This is a genomic window from Shinella sp. M31 (assembly GCF_049199205.1).
Classification (GTDB): domain Bacteria; phylum Pseudomonadota; class Alphaproteobacteria; order Rhizobiales; family Rhizobiaceae; genus Shinella.
Genome location: NZ_JBLZPH010000014.1, coordinates 1 through 18006, shown reverse-complemented (window position 1 = coordinate 18006; position 18006 = coordinate 1). Strand labels below are relative to the sequence as shown.

Annotated in this window: 21 protein-coding genes; 10 read left to right on the top strand and 11 right to left on the bottom strand. The window is 63.8% G+C overall.

Features of this window, described 5'->3' with window-relative positions; all coding sequences use genetic code 11:
- Window positions 1-366 precede the first annotated feature (366 nt).
- The gene (locus ACOZKU_RS02685; protein ID WP_421577548.1) at window positions 367-1164 is read left to right on the top strand and encodes a gamma-glutamyl-gamma-aminobutyrate hydrolase family protein; all 798 of its coding nucleotides are present in this window, start codon (window positions 367-369) and stop codon (window positions 1162-1164) included.
- Here ACOZKU_RS02685 and ACOZKU_RS02680 read toward each other — a convergent pair.
- The gene (locus tag ACOZKU_RS02680) at window positions 1151-2350 is read right to left on the bottom strand and encodes an MFS transporter (protein WP_421577566.1); all 1200 of its coding nucleotides are present in this window, start codon (window positions 2348-2350) and stop codon (window positions 1151-1153) included. The genes ACOZKU_RS02685 and ACOZKU_RS02680 overlap by 14 nt on opposite strands.
- 105 nt (window positions 2351-2455) lie before the next feature.
- Between ACOZKU_RS02680 and ACOZKU_RS02675 the strand changes: the two genes are divergently transcribed.
- Window positions 2456-2920, top strand: coding sequence for a winged helix-turn-helix transcriptional regulator (locus ACOZKU_RS02675; RefSeq protein ID WP_421577547.1), 465 nt, complete (start codon window positions 2456-2458; stop codon window positions 2918-2920).
- Here the strand turns inward: ACOZKU_RS02675 and ACOZKU_RS02670 are convergent.
- From ACOZKU_RS02670 to ACOZKU_RS02655, 4 genes are read right to left on the bottom strand one after another with little or no spacing between them, the layout of a single operon-like run.
- On the bottom strand, window positions 2898-3302 hold the full coding sequence (locus ACOZKU_RS02670; protein WP_421577546.1) for a hypothetical protein: 405 nt from the start codon (window positions 3300-3302) through the stop codon (window positions 2898-2900). The genes ACOZKU_RS02675 and ACOZKU_RS02670 overlap by 23 nt on opposite strands.
- A gap of 60 nt (window positions 3303-3362) precedes the next feature.
- On the bottom strand, window positions 3363-4352 hold the full coding sequence (locus tag ACOZKU_RS02665) for a 2-hydroxyacid dehydrogenase (protein WP_421577545.1): 990 nt from the start codon (window positions 4350-4352) through the stop codon (window positions 3363-3365).
- A 25-nt stretch (window positions 4353-4377) separates the two neighbouring features.
- Window positions 4378-5406, bottom strand: a complete 1029-nt coding sequence (locus tag ACOZKU_RS02660) for a LacI family DNA-binding transcriptional regulator (protein ID WP_314086508.1) — start codon at window positions 5404-5406, stop codon at window positions 4378-4380.
- 48 nt (window positions 5407-5454) lie between these two features.
- Entirely contained in the window at window positions 5455-5991 is a 537-nt protein-coding gene (locus ACOZKU_RS02655) for a MarR family transcriptional regulator (protein ID WP_314086511.1), read from the bottom strand.
- 92 nt (window positions 5992-6083) lie between these two features.
- Here ACOZKU_RS02655 and ACOZKU_RS02650 point away from each other — a divergent pair, with 92 nt between their 5' ends.
- From ACOZKU_RS02650 to ACOZKU_RS02635, 4 genes are all read left to right on the top strand, one after another.
- Window positions 6084-6887, top strand: a complete 804-nt coding sequence (locus ACOZKU_RS02650; RefSeq protein ID WP_421577544.1) for a creatininase family protein — start codon at window positions 6084-6086, stop codon at window positions 6885-6887.
- A gap of 92 nt (window positions 6888-6979) precedes the next feature.
- The gene (locus ACOZKU_RS02645) at window positions 6980-8104 is read left to right on the top strand and encodes a CobW family GTP-binding protein (RefSeq protein ID WP_421577543.1); all 1125 of its coding nucleotides are present in this window, start codon (window positions 6980-6982) and stop codon (window positions 8102-8104) included.
- Window positions 8104-9093, top strand: coding sequence for a WD40 repeat domain-containing protein (locus ACOZKU_RS02640; RefSeq protein ID WP_421577542.1), 990 nt, complete (start codon window positions 8104-8106; stop codon window positions 9091-9093). Before ACOZKU_RS02645 ends, ACOZKU_RS02640 begins: the two co-directional genes overlap by 1 nt.
- Before the next feature lie 25 nt (window positions 9094-9118).
- Complete coding sequence (locus ACOZKU_RS02635) at window positions 9119-9514, top strand: VOC family protein (RefSeq protein ID WP_421577541.1); 396 nt, start codon at window positions 9119-9121, stop codon at window positions 9512-9514.
- 57 nt (window positions 9515-9571) lie between these two features.
- On the opposite strand, the gene ACOZKU_RS02630 is transcribed toward ACOZKU_RS02635, so the two are convergent.
- Window positions 9572-9874, bottom strand: coding sequence for a hypothetical protein (locus ACOZKU_RS02630; RefSeq protein WP_314086527.1), 303 nt, complete (start codon window positions 9872-9874; stop codon window positions 9572-9574).
- Between the two features lie 414 nt (window positions 9875-10288).
- Between ACOZKU_RS02630 and ACOZKU_RS02625 the strand changes: the two genes are divergently transcribed.
- Window positions 10289-11287, top strand: coding sequence for a hypothetical protein (locus ACOZKU_RS02625; protein ID WP_421577540.1), 999 nt, complete (start codon window positions 10289-10291; stop codon window positions 11285-11287).
- Window positions 11288-11290: 3 nt separating this feature from the next.
- On the opposite strand, the gene ACOZKU_RS02620 is transcribed toward ACOZKU_RS02625, so the two are convergent.
- The 3 genes from ACOZKU_RS02620 to odc2 form a co-directional block, all read right to left on the bottom strand.
- Window positions 11291-11737 (bottom strand): glyoxalase superfamily protein, encoded by a 447-nt coding sequence (locus ACOZKU_RS02620; protein ID WP_421577565.1) that lies wholly within the window; start codon window positions 11735-11737, stop codon window positions 11291-11293.
- A 192-nt stretch (window positions 11738-11929) separates the two neighbouring features.
- Window positions 11930-12517: an N-acetyltransferase gene (locus ACOZKU_RS02615; protein ID WP_314086539.1), complete on the bottom strand. Its 588-nt coding sequence runs from the start codon at window positions 12515-12517 to the stop codon at window positions 11930-11932.
- Between the two features lie 93 nt (window positions 12518-12610).
- Window positions 12611-13744, bottom strand: a complete 1134-nt coding sequence (gene odc2, locus ACOZKU_RS02610) for an ornithine/lysine decarboxylase (protein ID WP_314086542.1) — start codon at window positions 13742-13744, stop codon at window positions 12611-12613.
- Between the two features lie 599 nt (window positions 13745-14343).
- Here odc2 and ACOZKU_RS02605 point away from each other — a divergent pair.
- The 3 genes from ACOZKU_RS02605 (at window position 14344) to ACOZKU_RS02595 (ending at window position 17031) form a co-directional block, all read left to right on the top strand.
- Window positions 14344-15249 (top strand): LysR family transcriptional regulator, encoded by a 906-nt coding sequence (locus ACOZKU_RS02605; protein ID WP_421577539.1) that lies wholly within the window; start codon window positions 14344-14346, stop codon window positions 15247-15249.
- Between the two features lie 121 nt (window positions 15250-15370).
- Window positions 15371-16012 (top strand): DUF1007 family protein, encoded by a 642-nt coding sequence (locus ACOZKU_RS02600; protein ID WP_421577538.1) that lies wholly within the window; start codon window positions 15371-15373, stop codon window positions 16010-16012.
- On the top strand, window positions 16006-17031 hold the full coding sequence (locus ACOZKU_RS02595; protein WP_421577537.1) for a nickel/cobalt transporter: 1026 nt from the start codon (window positions 16006-16008) through the stop codon (window positions 17029-17031). The genes ACOZKU_RS02600 and ACOZKU_RS02595 overlap by 7 nt, the downstream gene beginning before the upstream one ends.
- Here the strand turns inward: ACOZKU_RS02595 and ACOZKU_RS02590 are convergent.
- Together ACOZKU_RS02590 and ACOZKU_RS02585 are read right to left on the bottom strand one after the other, a co-directional pair.
- Window positions 17028-17240, bottom strand: a complete 213-nt coding sequence (locus tag ACOZKU_RS02590) for a hypothetical protein (RefSeq protein WP_421577536.1) — start codon at window positions 17238-17240, stop codon at window positions 17028-17030. The genes ACOZKU_RS02595 and ACOZKU_RS02590 overlap by 4 nt on opposite strands.
- Window positions 17237-17929: a GNAT family N-acetyltransferase gene (locus ACOZKU_RS02585; RefSeq protein ID WP_421577535.1), complete on the bottom strand. Its 693-nt coding sequence runs from the start codon at window positions 17927-17929 to the stop codon at window positions 17237-17239. The genes ACOZKU_RS02590 and ACOZKU_RS02585 overlap by 4 nt, the downstream gene beginning before the upstream one ends.
- Window positions 17930-18006 lie beyond the last annotated feature (77 nt).

The window sequence follows — 18006 nt, the reverse complement described above, 5'->3', positions numbered from 1 at the left end:
AGGCATTATTGCACGCCTGTTCAACCCGGAGAAGAGGCACTCAACCCAATATTGCAGAAATCGGCCTTTTCGTACATCAAACTCAACTTTTCATAGGCTTTTGACGCAACTTCCTGACTCCAAGCCGATATAGTATTGCGCGAGCCCGCAGCGGAGAATTCTCACGCGTGCAATCGCTGTTTGCAAATGCGTGGTTAACAGCCTGCGTATTGTAAACCGTGAAATCTTGCCAGTCCCGGCGCACGCGCCTAGACTCCTACCGCCTCCTTTCGGGGCTTGCGCCGTCATTTCGCCTGAAAGGGGGAATTGACTGAGGCGAGATTTGATATCAAATCCTGTTTTGGTATTTCTTTTTTGGAGCCCATCATGTCGAAACCCGTCGTCGCCATCCCCGCCGATATCAGGGAGATCGAAGGCAACGTCTGGCAGGCCACCCCCAACCAGTATGTCCGCGCCGCCGTAAAGGGCGCCGATGTCACCGTCTTCCTCGTGCCGGCGCTCGAGGACGACAACGATTTCGACGGCATTCTTGACCGGGTGGACGGACTTCTCGTCAGCGGCTCGCGCACCAATGTGCACCCCTCGCTCTACGGCAAGGAAGCGACCGATGCGGAAGGCCCCTATGATCGGGCGCGCGACGCGACCAGCCTGCCGCTGATCGCACGCGCGCTGGAGCGCGGCATTCCGCTGCTCGCCATTTGCCGCGGCATTCAGGAACTCAACGTCGTGCTCGGCGGCACGCTCGCCAACGAGATCCAGGAGCAGCCGGGCATGTGGGATCACCGCAAGCCCGATACGCCGGTTCTCGACGTCGCCTATGGCATTCGCCAGACGGTGACCGTCAAGGAAGGCAGCTGCCTGGCCGGCATCGTCGGCGCGGGCGATGTGCAGGTGAACTCGCTGCACCGCCAGGCCATTTCGGAACGAGCCCCGCGCCTTGCGGTGGAAGCCGTCGCCGAAGACGGCACGATCGAGGCCGTCTCCGTTATCGGCGCGAAGGCCTTTGCGGTTGGCGTGCAGTGGCATCCGGAATATTGGGTCGGCTCCGACCAGCCGTCCAACAAGCTGTTTGCCGCCTTCGGCGAAGCCGTGCGCGACTACGCCGCCGTCAAGCAGGGCCACAAGGCCGACGTTCTGCCCTTCGGCTCCGTCAAGTCCGCCTGATCGCATCGCGCGACCAGAGAAGCAGCGCGGCCAGACTGAAGGCCGCGCCGGCACCGCAGACCCCCACCCAGCCGAAATGCGCATAGGCCGCCGTCGAAGTGATGGCGCCAAGCGCGCTACCGGCCGAGTAGAACACCATGTAGCCGCCGACGAGACGGCTGCGTGCTTCCGGTCGGTGCGCGAAAATCAGGCTCTGATTGGTGACATGCACCGCCTGCACAGCGAAATCGAGCACCACCACACCCAGTGCAAAGACGACGAGCGAGCGGGGCAGAAACCCGATCGCCAGCCATGACAGGCAAAGCAGGGTAAGCGAAACCCCCGTCACGCGCCCGGAAAACCCCTGGTCGGCCAGCCGCCCCGCCCTGCCCGCCGCCAGCGCACCGGCAAGCCCGGCAATGCCGAAGAGGCCGATCTGCGTGTGCGAGAGCGAGAAGGGTGCGGCGCTGAGCGGCAGGACCATCGCCGTCCACAGCGTGCTGAAACTCGCGAAGATCAGGAAGGCGAAGCCGGCGCGCAGACGCAAGACGCGATCGTGCAGGAAAAGCCGCGGGATCGATTTCAGCACCGCCGAATAACGCTCCGTGCTCGCAACGGGCAGATCGCGCGGCAGGACACGGGCGAGAAGCACACCCAGCAGCAGCATGAGACCCGCCGAGACGAGGTAGACGATCCGCCAGCCGGCAAGATCCGCCAGCACCCCGGCAACGAAACGGGCGGCAAGGATGCCGATGACGACGCCACTCGTGACCAGCCCGACGACCCGGCCCCGCTCCTGCGGCCGCGCCAGGGCCGCACTCATCGCCACCAGCACCTGAACCACCACCGCCAGCAGTCCCACGACGATCATGCCGCCGAACAGCACGAACACATTCGGCGCAAGCGCGACGGTAGAAAGGGCCACTGCGGAAAGCAGCGTCTGGACGAGGATCAGCTTGCGGCGATCGACGAGATCGCCGAGCGGGACGATCAGGATGAGCCCCGCCGCATACCCGATCTGCGTCAATGCCACGACAAGGCCGACAGCACCGGGTGCAATGCCGAAACTCGCTGCGATCGTGTCGAGAAGCGGCTGGGCGGCGTAGATGTTGGCAACACTCGCTCCGCAGGTCACCGCGAAAAGCAGCAGCATCCCGCGGGAGAGAAGCGGCGCCGTTTCAACAGGGCGGCGGGCGGTGTCGGTCATTGTGTCCACGGTCGGTCCTCATCTATTAAGTCCTATGATGAGACCACTTGCGGCACAATCATTCCAGTTCTATTTTAGGACCGGATTTCGCGTGGAGAGACGAGCATGAAGCGCAAGAGTTTTCGTGAAGCCGAGTGCCCCGTCGCGCGCACCCTGGATGCGATCGGCGACTGGTGGTCGCTGCTGATCGTGCGCGACGCCTTCGACGGCATCAAACGTTTCAGCGCCTTCCAGCAGAATCTCGGCATCGCCAAGGGCATGCTGAGCACCCGCCTGCGGGATCTCGTGGACGCCGGTGTGCTTGAAATCGTGCCGGCATCGGACGGCAGCGCCTATCAGGAATATGCCCTCACGGAGAAAGGACGCGGCCTCTTCCTCGTGATTGTCGCGCTGCGGCAATGGGGAGAAAACAATCTCTACAGCGAGGGTGAGCCGCGATCCGTTCTGGTGGACGCCGAAAAGGGTCAGCCGATCGCACCACTTGCTCTGCACGCCTCCGACGGGCGCCGGCTCGATTGGACCGACACCCGCGTCGAGGCCGCTGAGATCAATCGGCGGAAATCATCGTGACCACGGCGTCGGCGGGTTCGACCGTCTCATAGGCACCGTCGCCGTCGACGACGGTCAGGATCGGCTCGCCGCGCGCATCCGCAACAACCACCGTGCCATCGCCATTGTTGATCCAGGTCCGTGCCGCCGAGAGGCCCGGCCAGACCGAATCGCAATCCGCATTTGCGGTGAAGCGTTCGCTGCGGCTGGAAATGCGGGTGCCGCGTTCGGCAAGGCAAGCCGTCTTCGCCGTGACGTTGGAGATCGTATAGGCGTGGTCGGTCGCGGTGGCCGGGATCGAATTCGAGACGACCGGATCGATATCGGGCGCCTGGTGATGAGCCACGCTCCAGAGACCGAACGAGGCCACACCGACTGCGGCGACCATCATCAGCATCTTCATGGCATTCTCCTTCGCAACGACTCGTCGGAGGGATCATGCGCCGCCAAACTTGCCGAAGGGTTAACGAAGGCTTTCCGGCCCCGCCCCGGTTTTTCGCGTAAAGGGCGTTTCCGGCACCGGCGTAAGCGCCGCGCCCGTGTCGAACCAGGCCCGGAGATTGTCGGCCACCAAATCGGCCATCGCATCGCGCGTCGCAACGGAGGCCGAGGCGACATGCGGCAGGAGCGAGACATTCGACAATGCCAGCAGCGCCTCCGGCACATGCGGCTCGTCGTAGAAGACATCCAGCCCGGCCGCGGCGATGACGCCGTTCTCGAGCGCCTGCGCAAGCGCCTCTTCGTCGACGGTCCAGCCGCGTCCGACATTGATCAGCACGCCGTTCGGCCCGAGCGCTCGCAGAACACTCGCATCGATGGTGCGGTGGGTCTCGACCGTCTTCGGCACGATGGCGATCAGCGTGTCGACCGCCTCTGCCATCTCGATCAGCGACGGATAATAGGCATAGGGCACATCCGCCCGCGGGCGCCGCGTGTGATAGGCGATCCCGACACCGAACCCCTTGAGACGTTCGGCAATGGCAAGGCCGATGCGGCCGAGCCCGTAGATGCCGACCGTGCGGCCGCGCAAGGTGAGCGGCGTCAGCGGAAACGCGCCCTCGCGCTTCCAGCGCCCCTCGCGCAGCCAGGTTTCGGCCTGCGGAAACCGGCGCAGCGTGTTGAGCAGCAGCCCGATCGCGGTGTCGGCCACCTCGTCGTTCAGCACATCCGGCGTGTTGGTGACGGCAATGCCGCGGGAAGCGGCGGCGGAGACATCCACGCCATCATAGCCGACGCCGAAACTCGCGATGATCTCCAAAGAGGGCAGATGCTCGATCAAGGCGGCATCGACGCCGCCCGAGACGGCAATGCCGAAAACGGCCGCGGCTTCCGAGCGGGCAAGCTGCGCCGGATCAGCCCGCTCGATCCGCACGACATCGAAGCGATCCTTCAGTCGTTCCAGCACCCGTTCACGGATAGGGCCGGGCACGAGAATGCGTGTCTTGGCCGCCATGGAAACCTCGTCTGCTCTTGCGGCTTCAGCCTTCGGGATGCGGCTTCAGCGGTCCGGTGGATTGCCGGATGCGCATTTCCGGCTTGATGAGATGGATGCCGTCTGGCTCGTGGCTGCCCTTGAGCTTGTCGAGAAGCGCGCGGGCCGCATTGCGGCCGACTTCCGACTGGCCGTTCCAGACGGTGGTGAGGGCCGGCGTGGCGATCGCCGCCTCCTCGAGGTCGTCGTAGCCGGTGACGGAAACGTCGCGGCCGGGCACGAGGCCGGCGCGGGCGATGCCGTTCATCAGGCCAATGGCGACAAGGTCGTTCCAGCAGACGGCCGCCGTCGGCTTCTGCGGCAGGGAGAGGAAATGCACCGCCGCCTCGAAACCGCCCTGCTTGGTGCGGGGACCTGGAATGCGCAGGCTCGGATCGACCTCGATATTGGCCTTGCGCAGCGCGTTGACATAGCCCTGGTAGCGGTCGCGGCCGGTCGAGGTCTGGTCCGTGCCGCCCACCATGGCGATGGTGCGGTGGCCGAGCCCGATCAGGTGGTTCGTCGCCAGCGAAATGCCATAGCTGTCGTCACCGCGGAAGATCGGCACGTCGAGCCCGTCGATGGAGCGCGCGATGAGGATCGCCGGCATGCCGTTGTCCTCGGCAAGCTGGATATCCTCCGGCGGGGTGCCGATTGCCGGCGACATGATGACGCCATCGCCGCCGAGCTGCAGAAGCGTCTCGATGAAATTGCGCTGCTTTTCGACGGAATCGTAGTGGTTTGACAGGATGAAGGTCTGCCGGTCGCGGTCGAGCTCGCTTTCGATCGACTTCAGGATTTCCCCATAGAACGGGTTCATGATGTCGTGCACGACGACGCCGATGATGCCCGAGCGGGAGGTGCGCAGGCTGGCGGCGCGGCGGTTGTAGATATAGCCAAGCGCCCGCGCCTGCTCCTTGATCCGGTCGCGCGTCGCAGCCGCGACGAGCGGGCTGTCCCTCAGCGCAAGCGACACCGTCGCGGTGGAAACGCCCAGCGTCTCCGCGATGGTGGAAAGCTTGATTTTCTGCGCCACGAACCCTCCCGCAGCAACGATCTCTTTAAAACAGTTTATTTAAACAGTTTAAATGTCGTCGGCAACAGGCTTTGCGCCATTCTCCGCCGCTTCGGGCGCAGACACATGCAGATTCTCGTCCATGGTGCGCAAGAGCTTGAGAAGATGGCGCACGTCCTTCTCGCTCAGGCCTTCTGCCGCCTGCCGCTCGCTGAGCCGCCCGGCTTCGGAAATGCGATCGACGGAAGACCGGCCCGCCTCGGTCAGATGCACCATGGTCAGGCGCCCGTCCGTCTCGTCCGGCCGGCGCTCGACGAAACCCTGCGCCTCCAGCCGCCCGATCGTGCGCGTCATGGTCGGCGCCTTGACGCCGAGGCGGGCGGCGAGCGCGCCCGCCGTCAGACCGCCCGCTTCCGAAAGCGCCAGGATCACGCCGTCCTGCCCGGCATAGAGGCCGGTGGCGAGAAGATTGCGCGAGAGCACGGTGCGCATGGACCGGGCAGCATTGACGACGGCGGCGGCAAGGCCCGCACCGGACACATCCTCGTGCGATTTCTTCTTCTTGCCCTTCTTGGCGTCCTTGCCGTCCTTGTGCTTCTTGCCCATCCATCGCCTCCTGCACCGCCCGCCGATCCCTTGCATCGCGGGCCCGGCTCTGTATGACAGAGGAAGAAGGCCGGCGGCAAGGGAGGATCGGTATGGCGCATGCCCAGGCACGCCCAAAGAGGCGGTGGACCGAAAACGACCCTATGCTGACCCCGGCAGACCGCGCGGACTGGATTGCCGTGCTGCCGCTCGGCGCGCATGAGGGCCATGGCCCGCATCTGCCGCTTGAAACCGACACGTTGATCGCCGAAGGCATCGCGGAACGGCTCTCCGCCGTGCTGCCGGAACATCTGCCCGTCACCTTCCTGCCCGCCGAGCCCGTCGGCTATTCGCCCGAGCATCTCGACGTGCCCGGCACGCGTTCGCTCCCCTATGGCGAAGCGATCGAGCGCTGGCTGCGCATCGCCGAAGACCTCGACCGCTTCGGCATCCGCAAGCTGGTGCTGCTCAATGCCCATGGCGGCAATTCTCCCCTGATGACCATCGTCGCGACGGAAGCGCGCGTGCGCTTCGGCATGCTCGCCGTCGCCACCGCCTGGACACGCTTCGGCCAGCCCGAAGGCTGGATCTCCCCGGAGGACAAGGCCATCGACATCCATGGCGGCGATATCGAAACCTCCGTCATGCTCGCCCTCCATCCCGAACGGGTGGATATGGCCAAGGCCGAACGCTTCGGCTCGCGCCAGGCGGAGTTCGCCGCCCGCTTCGCCCATCTGCGCGCCTATGGCCCGCACGCCTTCGGCTGGAAAATGTCCGACCTCAACCCGAAGGGCGTGGCGGGTGACGCGAGCGCTGCCACCGCCGAAAAGGGCGAGCAGCTGATCGCACACGCCCTGCGCGGCCTCGTCGGCCTCCTGGAAGATGTCGCGGCCTTCGACGCAAAGACGCTGTTATAGCCGCATCCGGCATTTGCGCTGGCTCATCCGATCTCCTATATCAGACCCAACCGGACGCTTACCGCGCGTCCCCGTCCTTGTTCGAGGTTCCCATGACCGAAACAGCTCCCGCGAAGCCCATTCCCGTCACCGTGCTCACCGGCTATCTCGGCGCCGGCAAGACGACGCTCCTCAACCGCATCCTCACCGGCAACCACGGCAAGAAATACGCCGTCATCGTCAACGAGTTCGGCGAGATCGGCATCGACAACGACCTGATCGTCGAGTCGGACGAGGAAATCTACGAAATGAACAACGGCTGCATCTGCTGCACCGTGCGCGGCGACCTGATCCGCGTCGTGGAAGGCCTGATGCGCCGCCCCGGCCGTTTCGACGCCATCATCGTCGAGACCACAGGCCTTGCCGATCCGGTGCCGGTCGCCCAGACCTTCTTCATGGACGACGACGTGCGCCAGAAGACCGAGCTCGACGCCGTCGTGGCGCTGGTTGACGCCAAGCACCTGCCGCTGCGCCTGAAGGACAGCCGCGAGGCCGAAGACCAGATCGCCTTTGCCGATGTCGTGCTGATCAACAAGACCGACCTCGTCGGCGCCGACGAACTGGCGAAGATCGAAGCGACGGTGCGCGCCATCAACCCGTCCGCCCGCATCCACCGCACGACCCGCTCGGAGATCGACCTCACCAAGGTTCTCGACCAGGGCGCGTTCAACCTGGAACGGGCGCTCGAAAACGATCCGCACTTCCTCGACCACGATCACGAAGACCATGTCTGCGGCCCGGATTGCGGCCACGACCATCATCACCATGGCCACGATCATGATCACCACCACCATGATCACGATCATCATCACGACCACGATCATGACCACCATCACGATCATCACCATGACCACGGCGTCTCGCCGATCCATGACGTGACGGTGCAGTCGATCTCGCTGCGCGGCGGCGAGATGAACCCGGACCGCTTCTTCCAGTGGATCCAGAAGATCACCCAGACGGAAGGCCCCAACATTCTGCGCCTGAAAGGCATCATCGCCTTTGCCGGCGATGAGGAGCGCTATGTCGTGCAGGGCGTGCACATGATCGTCGAAGGCGACCACCAGCGCGCCTGGAAGGACGGCGAGAAGCGCGAAAGCCGCCTCGTCTTCATCGGCCGCGATCTCGATCGCGAGAAGATCGAACGTTCGTTCAAGGCCTGCGAGGCACAGACCAACTGATGCCGACGGTTGCTCCTCTTGATCTCGACGGCCACGTCATCGCGGCCGCTTTCCTCGGCGACGTGCCGTTCTTCGCGACCGCTTCCGGCACCGTCCACCGCCTCGACCATGGCCAGAAGGTCACGGAGGCGCATGACGGGCTGCTGGCCTGTATGCGCGACGAGGCGAACGACACGCTGATAACAGGCGGCGAGGACGGCAAGGTGCAGCGGATCGCGGCCGATGGCAGCGTGACGCTCATCGCCGAGGTCCCGCGCAAGTGGATTTCCGTCGTCGCCCCCGGCCCGCAGGGCGCGGTGGGTTTCGCGGAGGGCCGCACGGCGCGCGTGCGTCTCGCCGACGGCACGATCAAGGAATTCACCGAAAGCCGGTCGGTCGAAGGCATCGCCTTCGCACCGAAGGGGCTGCGGCTCGGTATTGCCCGCTACAACGGCGTCTCGCTGCATTGGGTGGCGATGGCCGGCCAGCCGGTCGATCTCGAATGGAAGGGCGCCCATACCGGCGTCACCTTCTCGCCGGACGGCCGCTTCGTCGTGACCAGCATGCAGGAAAACGCCCTGCACGGCTGGAAGCTCGATACCAAGGTGGGCGCCGATACCCGCCACATGCGCATGACCGGCTATCCCGCCAAGGTGAAGTCGCTCTCCTGGTCCGCCAAGGGCAAGTGGCTCGCCTCCTCGGGTGCGCCGGCCGCCATCGTCTGGCCCTTCTCGGCGAAGGACGGCCCGATGGGCAAGCCGCCGCTGGAACTCGGCACCCGTGCGGACGTGATGGTCACCGCCGTCGCCTGCCACCCGGCCGAAGAGGTCGTCGCCATCGGCTATTCTGACGGCATGGTGCTTGCCGCGCGTTTCGCCGACAGCCGCGAAGTGCTGCTGCGCCGCCCCGGCAAGGGCGCGATAACCTCCATGGCCTGGAGCAAGAGCGGCAAGCTCATCGCCTTTGCCAGCGAAGCGGGCGATTGCGGTGTGATCGACATCGCCGGATAATGCCGCCTCCGAAAAGGAGGTTGCCATGGTTTCATCGATCACGCCGTTCCTGATGTTCGAAGGTCGCGCCGAGGCGGCGATGACTTTCTATATCGGTCTTTTCCCGGATAGCCGCATCGAGGACATCCAGCGCTACGGACCGGGCGAGGCCGGCAAGGAGGGCTCCGTCTTGCGCGCCTGCTTCAGCCTCGGCCGTCAGTCGGTGATGTGTATCGACAGCCCGGCCGCGCACGGCTTCACCTTCACGCCGTCCTTTTCCTTCTTCGTCGAATGCGAATCGGAAACCCGCCTCAGGGAACTGCACGCGGCGCTCGGGACCGATGGCACCGACCTGATGCCGGTCGACAATTACGGTTTCAGCCGCCTCTTCACCTGGGTACAGGATCGCTTCGGCATCTCCTGGCAATTAAATCTGGAGTAAGCCCGGAAGAGCGGAGCTCTCCCGGGCCCACCGACCGCAAGGGCGGGGATGATGCGGTCAGTGATTGCGCTTCTTGCAGCCACAGTCGCTGCCGCCGCCGCTGAGGATGCCCAGCACATTGCCGTTCAGCACGCCCGACAGCGTGCCGTTCAGGTTGTTGTTGAGAACGCCGTTCAGGATGCTGTTGCCGTCATTGTCACTGAGGATATTGCCGACACCGACGCCAACACTGGGGGCGATGACGACACCGCCGGTCTTGTTGCCGAGAATGCCGAGGCCGAGCAGGCCGCCTGCCGATGCCTGGCCAGCGCCGGCGAGAGCAATGACGGTTGCGATTGCGATGATGCGGGTCTTGTTCATGATCTCTCTCCTTCGGTTGTGCACCTCATTGGTACACAATCAAAAGTAATAGAGGCCCTGATTTATACAACCGGATTTGCCAGACATAGCAAAGAGTTAACCATAACAAAGACAAGTTTAACGAATCCTAACCGGATACAACCTCCGGTACGATAAATTGCATTTCGAAAGAGAAAATCAACTATTGGGAGAATTTTTAACCATGCAACCTTAGGATTCTGCTCCATTAGCGAACAGGGACAGTTTCCGATGCGTTCTCTTCAAGGTCTGGTTTGCGCGGCTTTCCTACTGGCCCAGCACAACCCGGCGAATGCAGATTCAACCATAGATTACAGCATCGGCAGCGGCTGGACCTCGAATATTTTTAAGGACCCGACGACGCTTTCGGCCGTTTTCGGCGAGGCGAAGGTAGCCTTGCGGGGTTCTCATGACCTCGAAGGCTCGCAATTCGCCTACGGGCTTGCGGCAAGCGTGCAGCGTGTGGCGACATATCCCTTCGCCAGCCAAAGCACCGCCGGGCTGGAACTGGGCTACACCAAAGACATCGGCGAGGCCATCAAGCTGACCCTCAAGGGCGGCATCGAGCATCGCCGCTCCGGCGATATTTTTCTCGCCGTGCCGGGCCTGCTGATCGGCTACCGCAAGGCCGATATCGCGGCCGCGGGGAGCATCGGTGTTACCGTCACCCACAATGGCGGCAAGAGCCATCTTACCGCTTCGCTTTCCAGCCTCGACCGCGGCCGGGCGCATTTCACGCTGGCGGGCCTGCGGCCCACGCAACTCGAGGCCGGCAACCGGCTCTACGACCTGACCGCAGGCCATATCCGCCCCCTGCTCGGCGGCGAGGTGGGGGCGACGCTGCAATATCGCACCAACCATATCGATCGGGCCGAGCAGAAGACCTTCGGGCGGTTTCCCGCCGAGACGCTGCGCGGCTCGCTCGCCTATGGCCGCGTTTTCGGAAATCTCACGCTGCTGGCCGAGGCCGGCGTGGTCGGGGTCACAAGCCCCGATCTCGGCAAGAGCGTGCAGCGCCTTCGCCCCTTCCTGAAAGGCGAGGCCGGATGGCAGCTGCCGCGCGAGGCCGTGCTGAAGATAAAGGTCGGGCGCGACATCCAGCTTGCCGATATCGACGACGCGCTGGGCGAGGATGTCAGCACGATCGGCCTATCGCTGGAAAAGGCGCTGACGGAAAAGCTGAAACTGACGCTCGCATATGAGCAAGCTTATAGCGACTGGCTCTATTTCGATTACCGCACGCGCACGAAAACCGCGTCGGCAACACTGGCCTATCCGTTGAGCAAGGGGGCGACTTTGGCGCTCGAATACAGCCGCCTCGTGCGCCGCGAAAACGACAAGGCCGCCAACTTCGAAGTCGACGGCCTTGCAGCGCGGATGACGGGCTCGTTCTGACCCTCACCATTCCAGTTCGAGATGCGGCCGTCCGTCGGACGTTTTTGCCGCTGTCCGCCCCGTCTCGTCGACGGTGCAGTTCACCCGCTGGCGGAAGGCGGAGAAACTGTCGAAGGTCACGACATCCACCGGCTCGTCGAAATGCAGGGTCATGCGGTAGAGACCGGGCTGGCTCGTCAACGCCTGCACGCCGAGCACCTTCGCATCGAAGGGCTGGCCGAGATAATGGCCACGAACGCGCGAGCCAAGCATCCATGGATTGAACGGCGGCCGGTTGCCGACAGCGGCATGCAGCGTGTTCCAGTCGCGAAAGCCGTATTGCGCGGCAATCAGCTCCAGCGCGCGGGAATGAGAGATGGCCTCGCCATCGGCGGCAAAACGCGCACGCAGACGCTTCGCCTGGTCTTTCAGGGCATCAAGAGATGGGAGGGGCGTCGATATCGGACGCATGTCGGGACTCCAGTCGTTGCATGCGTCATTTCGGAGGGAGCCCGCATTGCCACCGGTTCGCATGCTCAAAAGCTGGAAGACCGATTGTCTGAAACGAGAGACTTCACCAAAGCTTGCGCTCGCGGACGGCAGGGGCTCTCACCCGTGCCGTCCCGATAGCCCAACCGCGCCTCGGAGTCAAATCGCCGGCCGTCAGGCCGCCTTGCGGACATCCGAGGCAAGGCGCCGGCCGCTGGCGACAAGCATGCCGGCCGCGCCCGAGAGCCAGCCATCCTGCAACTCCAGCGCCAGAAAGCGGCGGCGCTCGAAGGGGCCGGGCATGACGAGATGCTGCGCTTTGTCGGCAAAGAAGCCGAAACGCTCGTAATATTCCGGGTCGCCGACGAGCAGCACGGCACCGTGGCCACGGTCGCGCGCCTCGATGATCGCCGCCCGCATCAGCGCGCCGCCGATGCCCTTGCCCTCATGCTGGCAGTCGACGGCAAGCGGGCCGAGCAGAAGCGCCGGGACGGCATTGCCATCCGAATCGACGCCCGCCTCGACATTCCACAGGCGTACCGTGGCGATGACATGGCCTTCCGGATCACGCGCGACCAGCGCCAGGCCTTCGGCCGGCAGGCGGCCGCGACGGATCTTTTCCGACGACTTGCGGAAGCGGGCCTCGCCCATGACGCGGTCGAGCAGGCGCTCGCGCGCAACGACATCGCCGGCATTTTCCTGGTCGATGGTGAAAGCGGCATGCGCGAAGAACGCGCGGACAGAATCAAGAACAGTGGCCATCTCTGGGCCTCCCGAACTCAAAACCGATTCAAACGGTATCCGAAACTGATTGTGAAGGTGACGCTCCCGCTCGAAACGGGAGCGCCTGAAGGCTTAGATGACGTAGGCCTTGAGCGGCTCGAAGCCGTTGAAGGCGACGGCCGAGTAGGTCGTCGTATAGGCGCCGGTGCCCTCGATCAGGACCTCGTCGCCGATCGAAAGGGTGATCGGCAGCGGATACATGTTCTTCTCGTACATCACGTCGGCCGAATCGCAGGTCGGGCCGGCAAGCACGCAGGGCTCCATCTCGTCGGCATCGCGGGCGGTGCGGATCGGGTAGCGGATCGCCTCGTCCATGGTCTCGGCCAGACCGCCGAACTTGCCGATGTCGAGGAAGACCCAGCGATGGTTGTCGTTGTCCGACTTCTTCGAGACCAGAACGACTTCCGCCTTGATCACACCCGCATTGCCGACCATGCCGCGGCCGGGCTCGATGATGGTTTCCGGGATCTGGTTGCCGAAGTGCTTCTTCAGCGCACCGAAGATCGCCTTGCCATAGGCTTCCGCCGAAGGCACGTCGCGCAGGTACTTCGTCGGGAAGCCGCCGCCCATATTGACCATCTTCAGCTCGATGCCCTGCTTCTTCAGCTGCACGAAGACGCGCTTGGCATCGGCAAGCGCCGAATCCCAGGCATCGACTTTCGTCATCTGCGAGCCGACATGGAACGACACGCCATAGGAGACGAGACCGTTCTGATGGGCGTAGACGAGCACGTCGACGGCCATCTGCGGCACGCAGCCGAACTTGCGCGACAGCGGCCATTCGGCGCCTTCGCCATCCGTCAGGACGCGGCAGAACACGCGGGCGCCGGGAGCGGCACGGGAAATCTTCTCGACTTCCTCATGGCTGTCGACGGCGAAGAGCGAGACGCCGAGCGCATGCGCCTTGGCAACGTCGCGTTCCTTCTTGATCGTGTTGCCGAAGGAAATACGCGACGGGGTCGCACCGGCATCGAGCGCCATTTCGATCTCGGCGACGGACGCGCAATCGAAGTTGGAGCCCATGGAGGCGAGTAGGCGCAGCACTTCCGGCGCCGGGTTTGCCTTGACGGCATAGTAGATCGAGCTATCGGGCAGCGCGTGGCGGAACGCCTTGAAATTGTCGCGCACGACATCGAGGTCGACCACGAGGCACGGGCCGTCGGGACGTCGGGTGTTCAGGAAGTCGATAATACGTGCAGTCGCCATCTCGGTATTCCCCATATCCAGGTTGCTCCGGGAAACCCGGAGGACAAAGGGCAGGATGCGGGCACGCTCTGGAACCAGCCGGTGGAGACCCCGGAACCAAGCATGCGCATCATGCGCGATCGGTGAACCGAAGCCCGCCTAGGCTTCAATTCGGCTTTGTCTGCCTTTGATTGGTGGGAGAACCCGACCGCACGTCCGGCAATGAAGGTGTGCCTCTTCAGTAACCCCGGCTGTTGGAAAGCCGGCAGACACCAGAAAGGCCCGCACCGTCGTTGCTTCAAGATGTCCTCGCTCTTCCGGTTGGCCGGAGAAACGACTGGAGGGGTTAGTTCCAGGTACCTTACCGAGTTCCTCACCAAATCGAGGGTCGGCGGACACCCACAGGCACGTGCGACTTTGGGCAACGGTGAGATAAGAAGAATCGCTGTCGTAATCAAGAGGTTTTTTGCGGCCTCCTATTGAAAATATTCTCCAAGCTACGACATTCGCGGAACTGGTTTTCGTTGCATTCCTTTATGCGCCCGGCCGTCAGGCCGCCGGGCATGCGCCGCAATCCCTGAAAAACAGGCACGCGCGACGCATCATTCAAGTGGGGACACATGGATACATTGACCCGAATCCGGGCCTTCATCGACGTCGTCGATGCCGAAGGCTTTTCCGCAGCATCGCGCAAGACCGGCCGGTCCAAGGCGCTTCTGTCCAAATATGTGCGCGAACTCGAAGACGAGCTCGGCGCGCTGCTGCTCAACCGCACCACCCGCCAGTTCTCGATGACCGAGCCCGGCCACACCTACTACCGAACCGCCTCCGACATATTGAAGGAAATCGACAACCTCGCCGATCTCGTGCGCGAGAAGAACACCGACCTACGCGGCAAGCTGAAGGTCTCCGCCCCGCGCACCTTCGTGGATGCCGATATCGGCCAGTCGCTGATCGATTTCGGCAAGGAGCATCCGGAACTGTCGCTCGAAATCGTCTCCGACGACCGCTTCGTCGATCTCGTCGAGGAGGGTTTCGACGTCGCCGTGCGCATCACGCGGCTTGAGGATTCGGCGCTGATCGCCCGCAAGATCGGCGATTTTTACCTGAAGATGTGTGTCAGCCAAGACTTCCTCGACCGGGTCGGCCCGATCAACCACCCGAGCGATCTTGCCCGCCTGCCCTGCATCATCGACACCAACGGCAAGTCGCACAGCAACTGGCGCTTCATCGACGAGAAGGGTGCCGGCTTTTCCGTTCCCGTCAGCGGCCATATCGAGGTGAACAGCCCGACGGCGGCCGTGCGCGCGGCGGCAAGCGGCCTCGGCGTCGCCTCGGTGCCCGCCTTCATCGCCCGCTCCTGTCTCGATTCCGGCCGCATCGTCTCGATCCTCGAGGATTATCTGCCGACCGACCGTGGCATCTACGCGATCTATCCGCATCGCCGCTACCTGCCGGCAAAGGTGCGTACCTTCGTCGATTTCCTGCATGCCTGGTTCCGCCGCAATCCGGGGATCGAGGCCTGACAATAGCGAGAGCGGTTGCGTCTGGAATTGTCTTCAAAAGTCCCAATTCCGACCCATTTCGGCTGCATTCAAACGGTCGATTCCGACGCCCGCTTCCGCGCTGCAAGAGGTTTAGAAACTGATGCGATTCCTCCCTCTTCTCGCCGCGGGCGCCGCCCTCCTCGCCCCGGCGGCGGCACTTGCCCATCCGCATATCTTCGCGGAGGCGCGGCTGGAAGTGGTCGCCGGCGATGACGGCATGATCAGCGAATTGCGCAATGTCTGGCGCTTCGACGAGATGTTTTCGGCAAGCGTCGTGATTGACTTCGACAAGAACAGCAATGCCGAGCTCGATCCCGACGAGCTCGCCGAAGTCGGCAAGACGGTGCTCGAATCGCTGGAGGAGTTCAGCTACTACACGACGATCACCGAGGACGGCCGGGCTATCAAGGTCGCCAAGCCCGACGTGATCAATGTCGATTACAAGGACGGTCAGCTTCTGATGTTCTTCACCGTGAAGCCCGGCGAGGCCATGCCGCTCAAGGGCAAGCTGACCTTCGGCGTCTATGACCCGACCATGTATGCCTCGATGGATTTCTCCTCGGATAACGACCTCGTCGCCGTCGGCGACAAGTTCGCCGCCTGCAAGCACGCCGTTGTGCGGCCCGATGCCGACGAGGTGCTGGCGCAGAACCAGGACAAGCTGACCGACGCCTTCTTCAACGACCCCACCGGCACCGACATGACCAAACTTTTCGCCACCCGCCTGGAAGTCACATGCTGAGCCGCGGCCGCACCCTCACCCTCCTCACGCTGGCCGTCGCCGTCATCGCGACCGCCGGGCTTGCGCACGCCGCCTCGCCGCTCGGCATCGGCTCGGCGGAACCGGGCTTCAACACGAGCGGCACCTTCGGCAGCCTGTTCGGCTGGATCAATGCGCAGCAGCAAGGCTTTTACCGCCTGATGACCGGCGCGCTGAAGGATATGCGCACCAATCCGTGGGCCGCCTCGACGCTGGTCGGCCTCTCCTTCGCCTATGGCGTCTTCCACGCCGCCGGCCCCGGCCACGGCAAGGCGGTCATTTCCTCCTACATGCTGGCCAACGAGGTGGAGCTGAAGCGCGGCGTGCTCCTGTCCTTCCTGTCCTCGATCCTGCAGGGCGTTGTCGCCATCCTGCTCGTCGGCGCGGCCTATCTTTTTCTGCGCGGCACCACGGTTTCGATGACGGACGCCACCCGCGCGCTCGAAACCGGCAGCTACGCGCTCATCGCGCTCTTCGGCGCCTGGCTGCTGTTCAAGAAGCTGTGGCCGGCCGAGCGCCGCGTCTCGGCACTTGGCGCACAGGCTGTCGAGGTGCACGGCACGCACGACCATCATCACCACCACGACCACGGCCACCATCATCACCTTCATCACGCCGGGGAGATCTGCTCGACCTGCGGCCATGCCCATGCACCGGATCCGTCGCTCTTGAAGGGCGAGCGTTTTGCGCTGCGCGAGGCGTGGTCGGCCATCGTCGCCGTGGGACTTCGCCCCTGCTCCGGTGCGTTGATCGTGCTGAGCTTCGCGCTGCTCAACGGCCTCTATTTCGGTGGTGTCCTGTCCGTACTCGCCATGTCGATCGGGACGGCGATCACCGTCTCGACGCTCGCTACGCTGGCCGTCACCGCCAAGGGCGCCGCCTTGCGCTTCGCCGGCAACGGCTCGGCCGCCGCACGCATCGGCACGGCCATCGAGATCGGCGGCGCCCTCATGGTGATGATCCTGGGACTATTGCTGCTCGGCGCGTCCTTGCAGGCTTAATTCCCGCGATTGCGCTGATAGCGGGCACGCAGCCAGAAGAGCAGGAAGAAGCCGAGCACAAGCAGCGCGCCGAAAGCGCCGGCAAGCCACGGCGAAAAACCGCCGATGGCGATCATCACCCGCGGGAGGAAGTAGAATACCACGCCCGTGCCGAGCAAGATGATGAGCGCCGCGAGCGCGGCGGACTTTCCCTTGCCGTCTTCGCTCATGCCGCATTCACCTTGGCGATCTCGGCGCGGATGTCTTCCAGCCTGCGCTTCTGCTGACCGTCCGCGTCGAAATTATCCGGCGACAACCAGGCATCGAAAGCCTTGGCGATGACCGGCCATTCCCCGTCGATGATCGAGAACCAAGCCGTGTCGCGGTTCTCGCCCTTGGACAGCATATGCTGGCGGAAGATGCCTTCGAAGCTGAAGCCGAGGCGGGTGGCGGTGCGCTTGCTCGCCGCGTTGCCGTTGTTGCACTTCCACTCGTAGCGGCGGTAGCCGAGGTCCTCGAACATGTGCTTGGCGAGCAGATACTGCGCCTCGGTGGACAGCGGCGAGCGCGACATGCCGCCGCCATGGGCGATGCCGCCAATCTCGACGACGCCGTTTGCCGGGTCCGGCCGCATGTAATGCGCCATGCCGACGGGCTTGCCGCTCGCCTTGTCGACGATCACTTCCCGCACCCAGCCGGATTTGATGACCGATTCCGACCAGGCATCGAAATCCTCGATGCCGGTGAAATCGGCCTGGGCGAAATAGCGCAGCAGCGGATTGATCTGCATGCCGCCAAAGGCATCCCAAAGGGCCTGAAGGTGCTTTTCGCGGTCATAGGGCTCGATGCGTACATAGCGGCCTTCGAGCGTTACGGGCGCCGGCGGCGGGCAACCCTTCCAATCCTTGAGATCGCGCATGAAAATCCTCCTTCGGTTTTGCCGAAGGGATAGAGCAGCGGGCGGCGCGAAGCAATGTGGAAAGCAGGGAGCGGCGT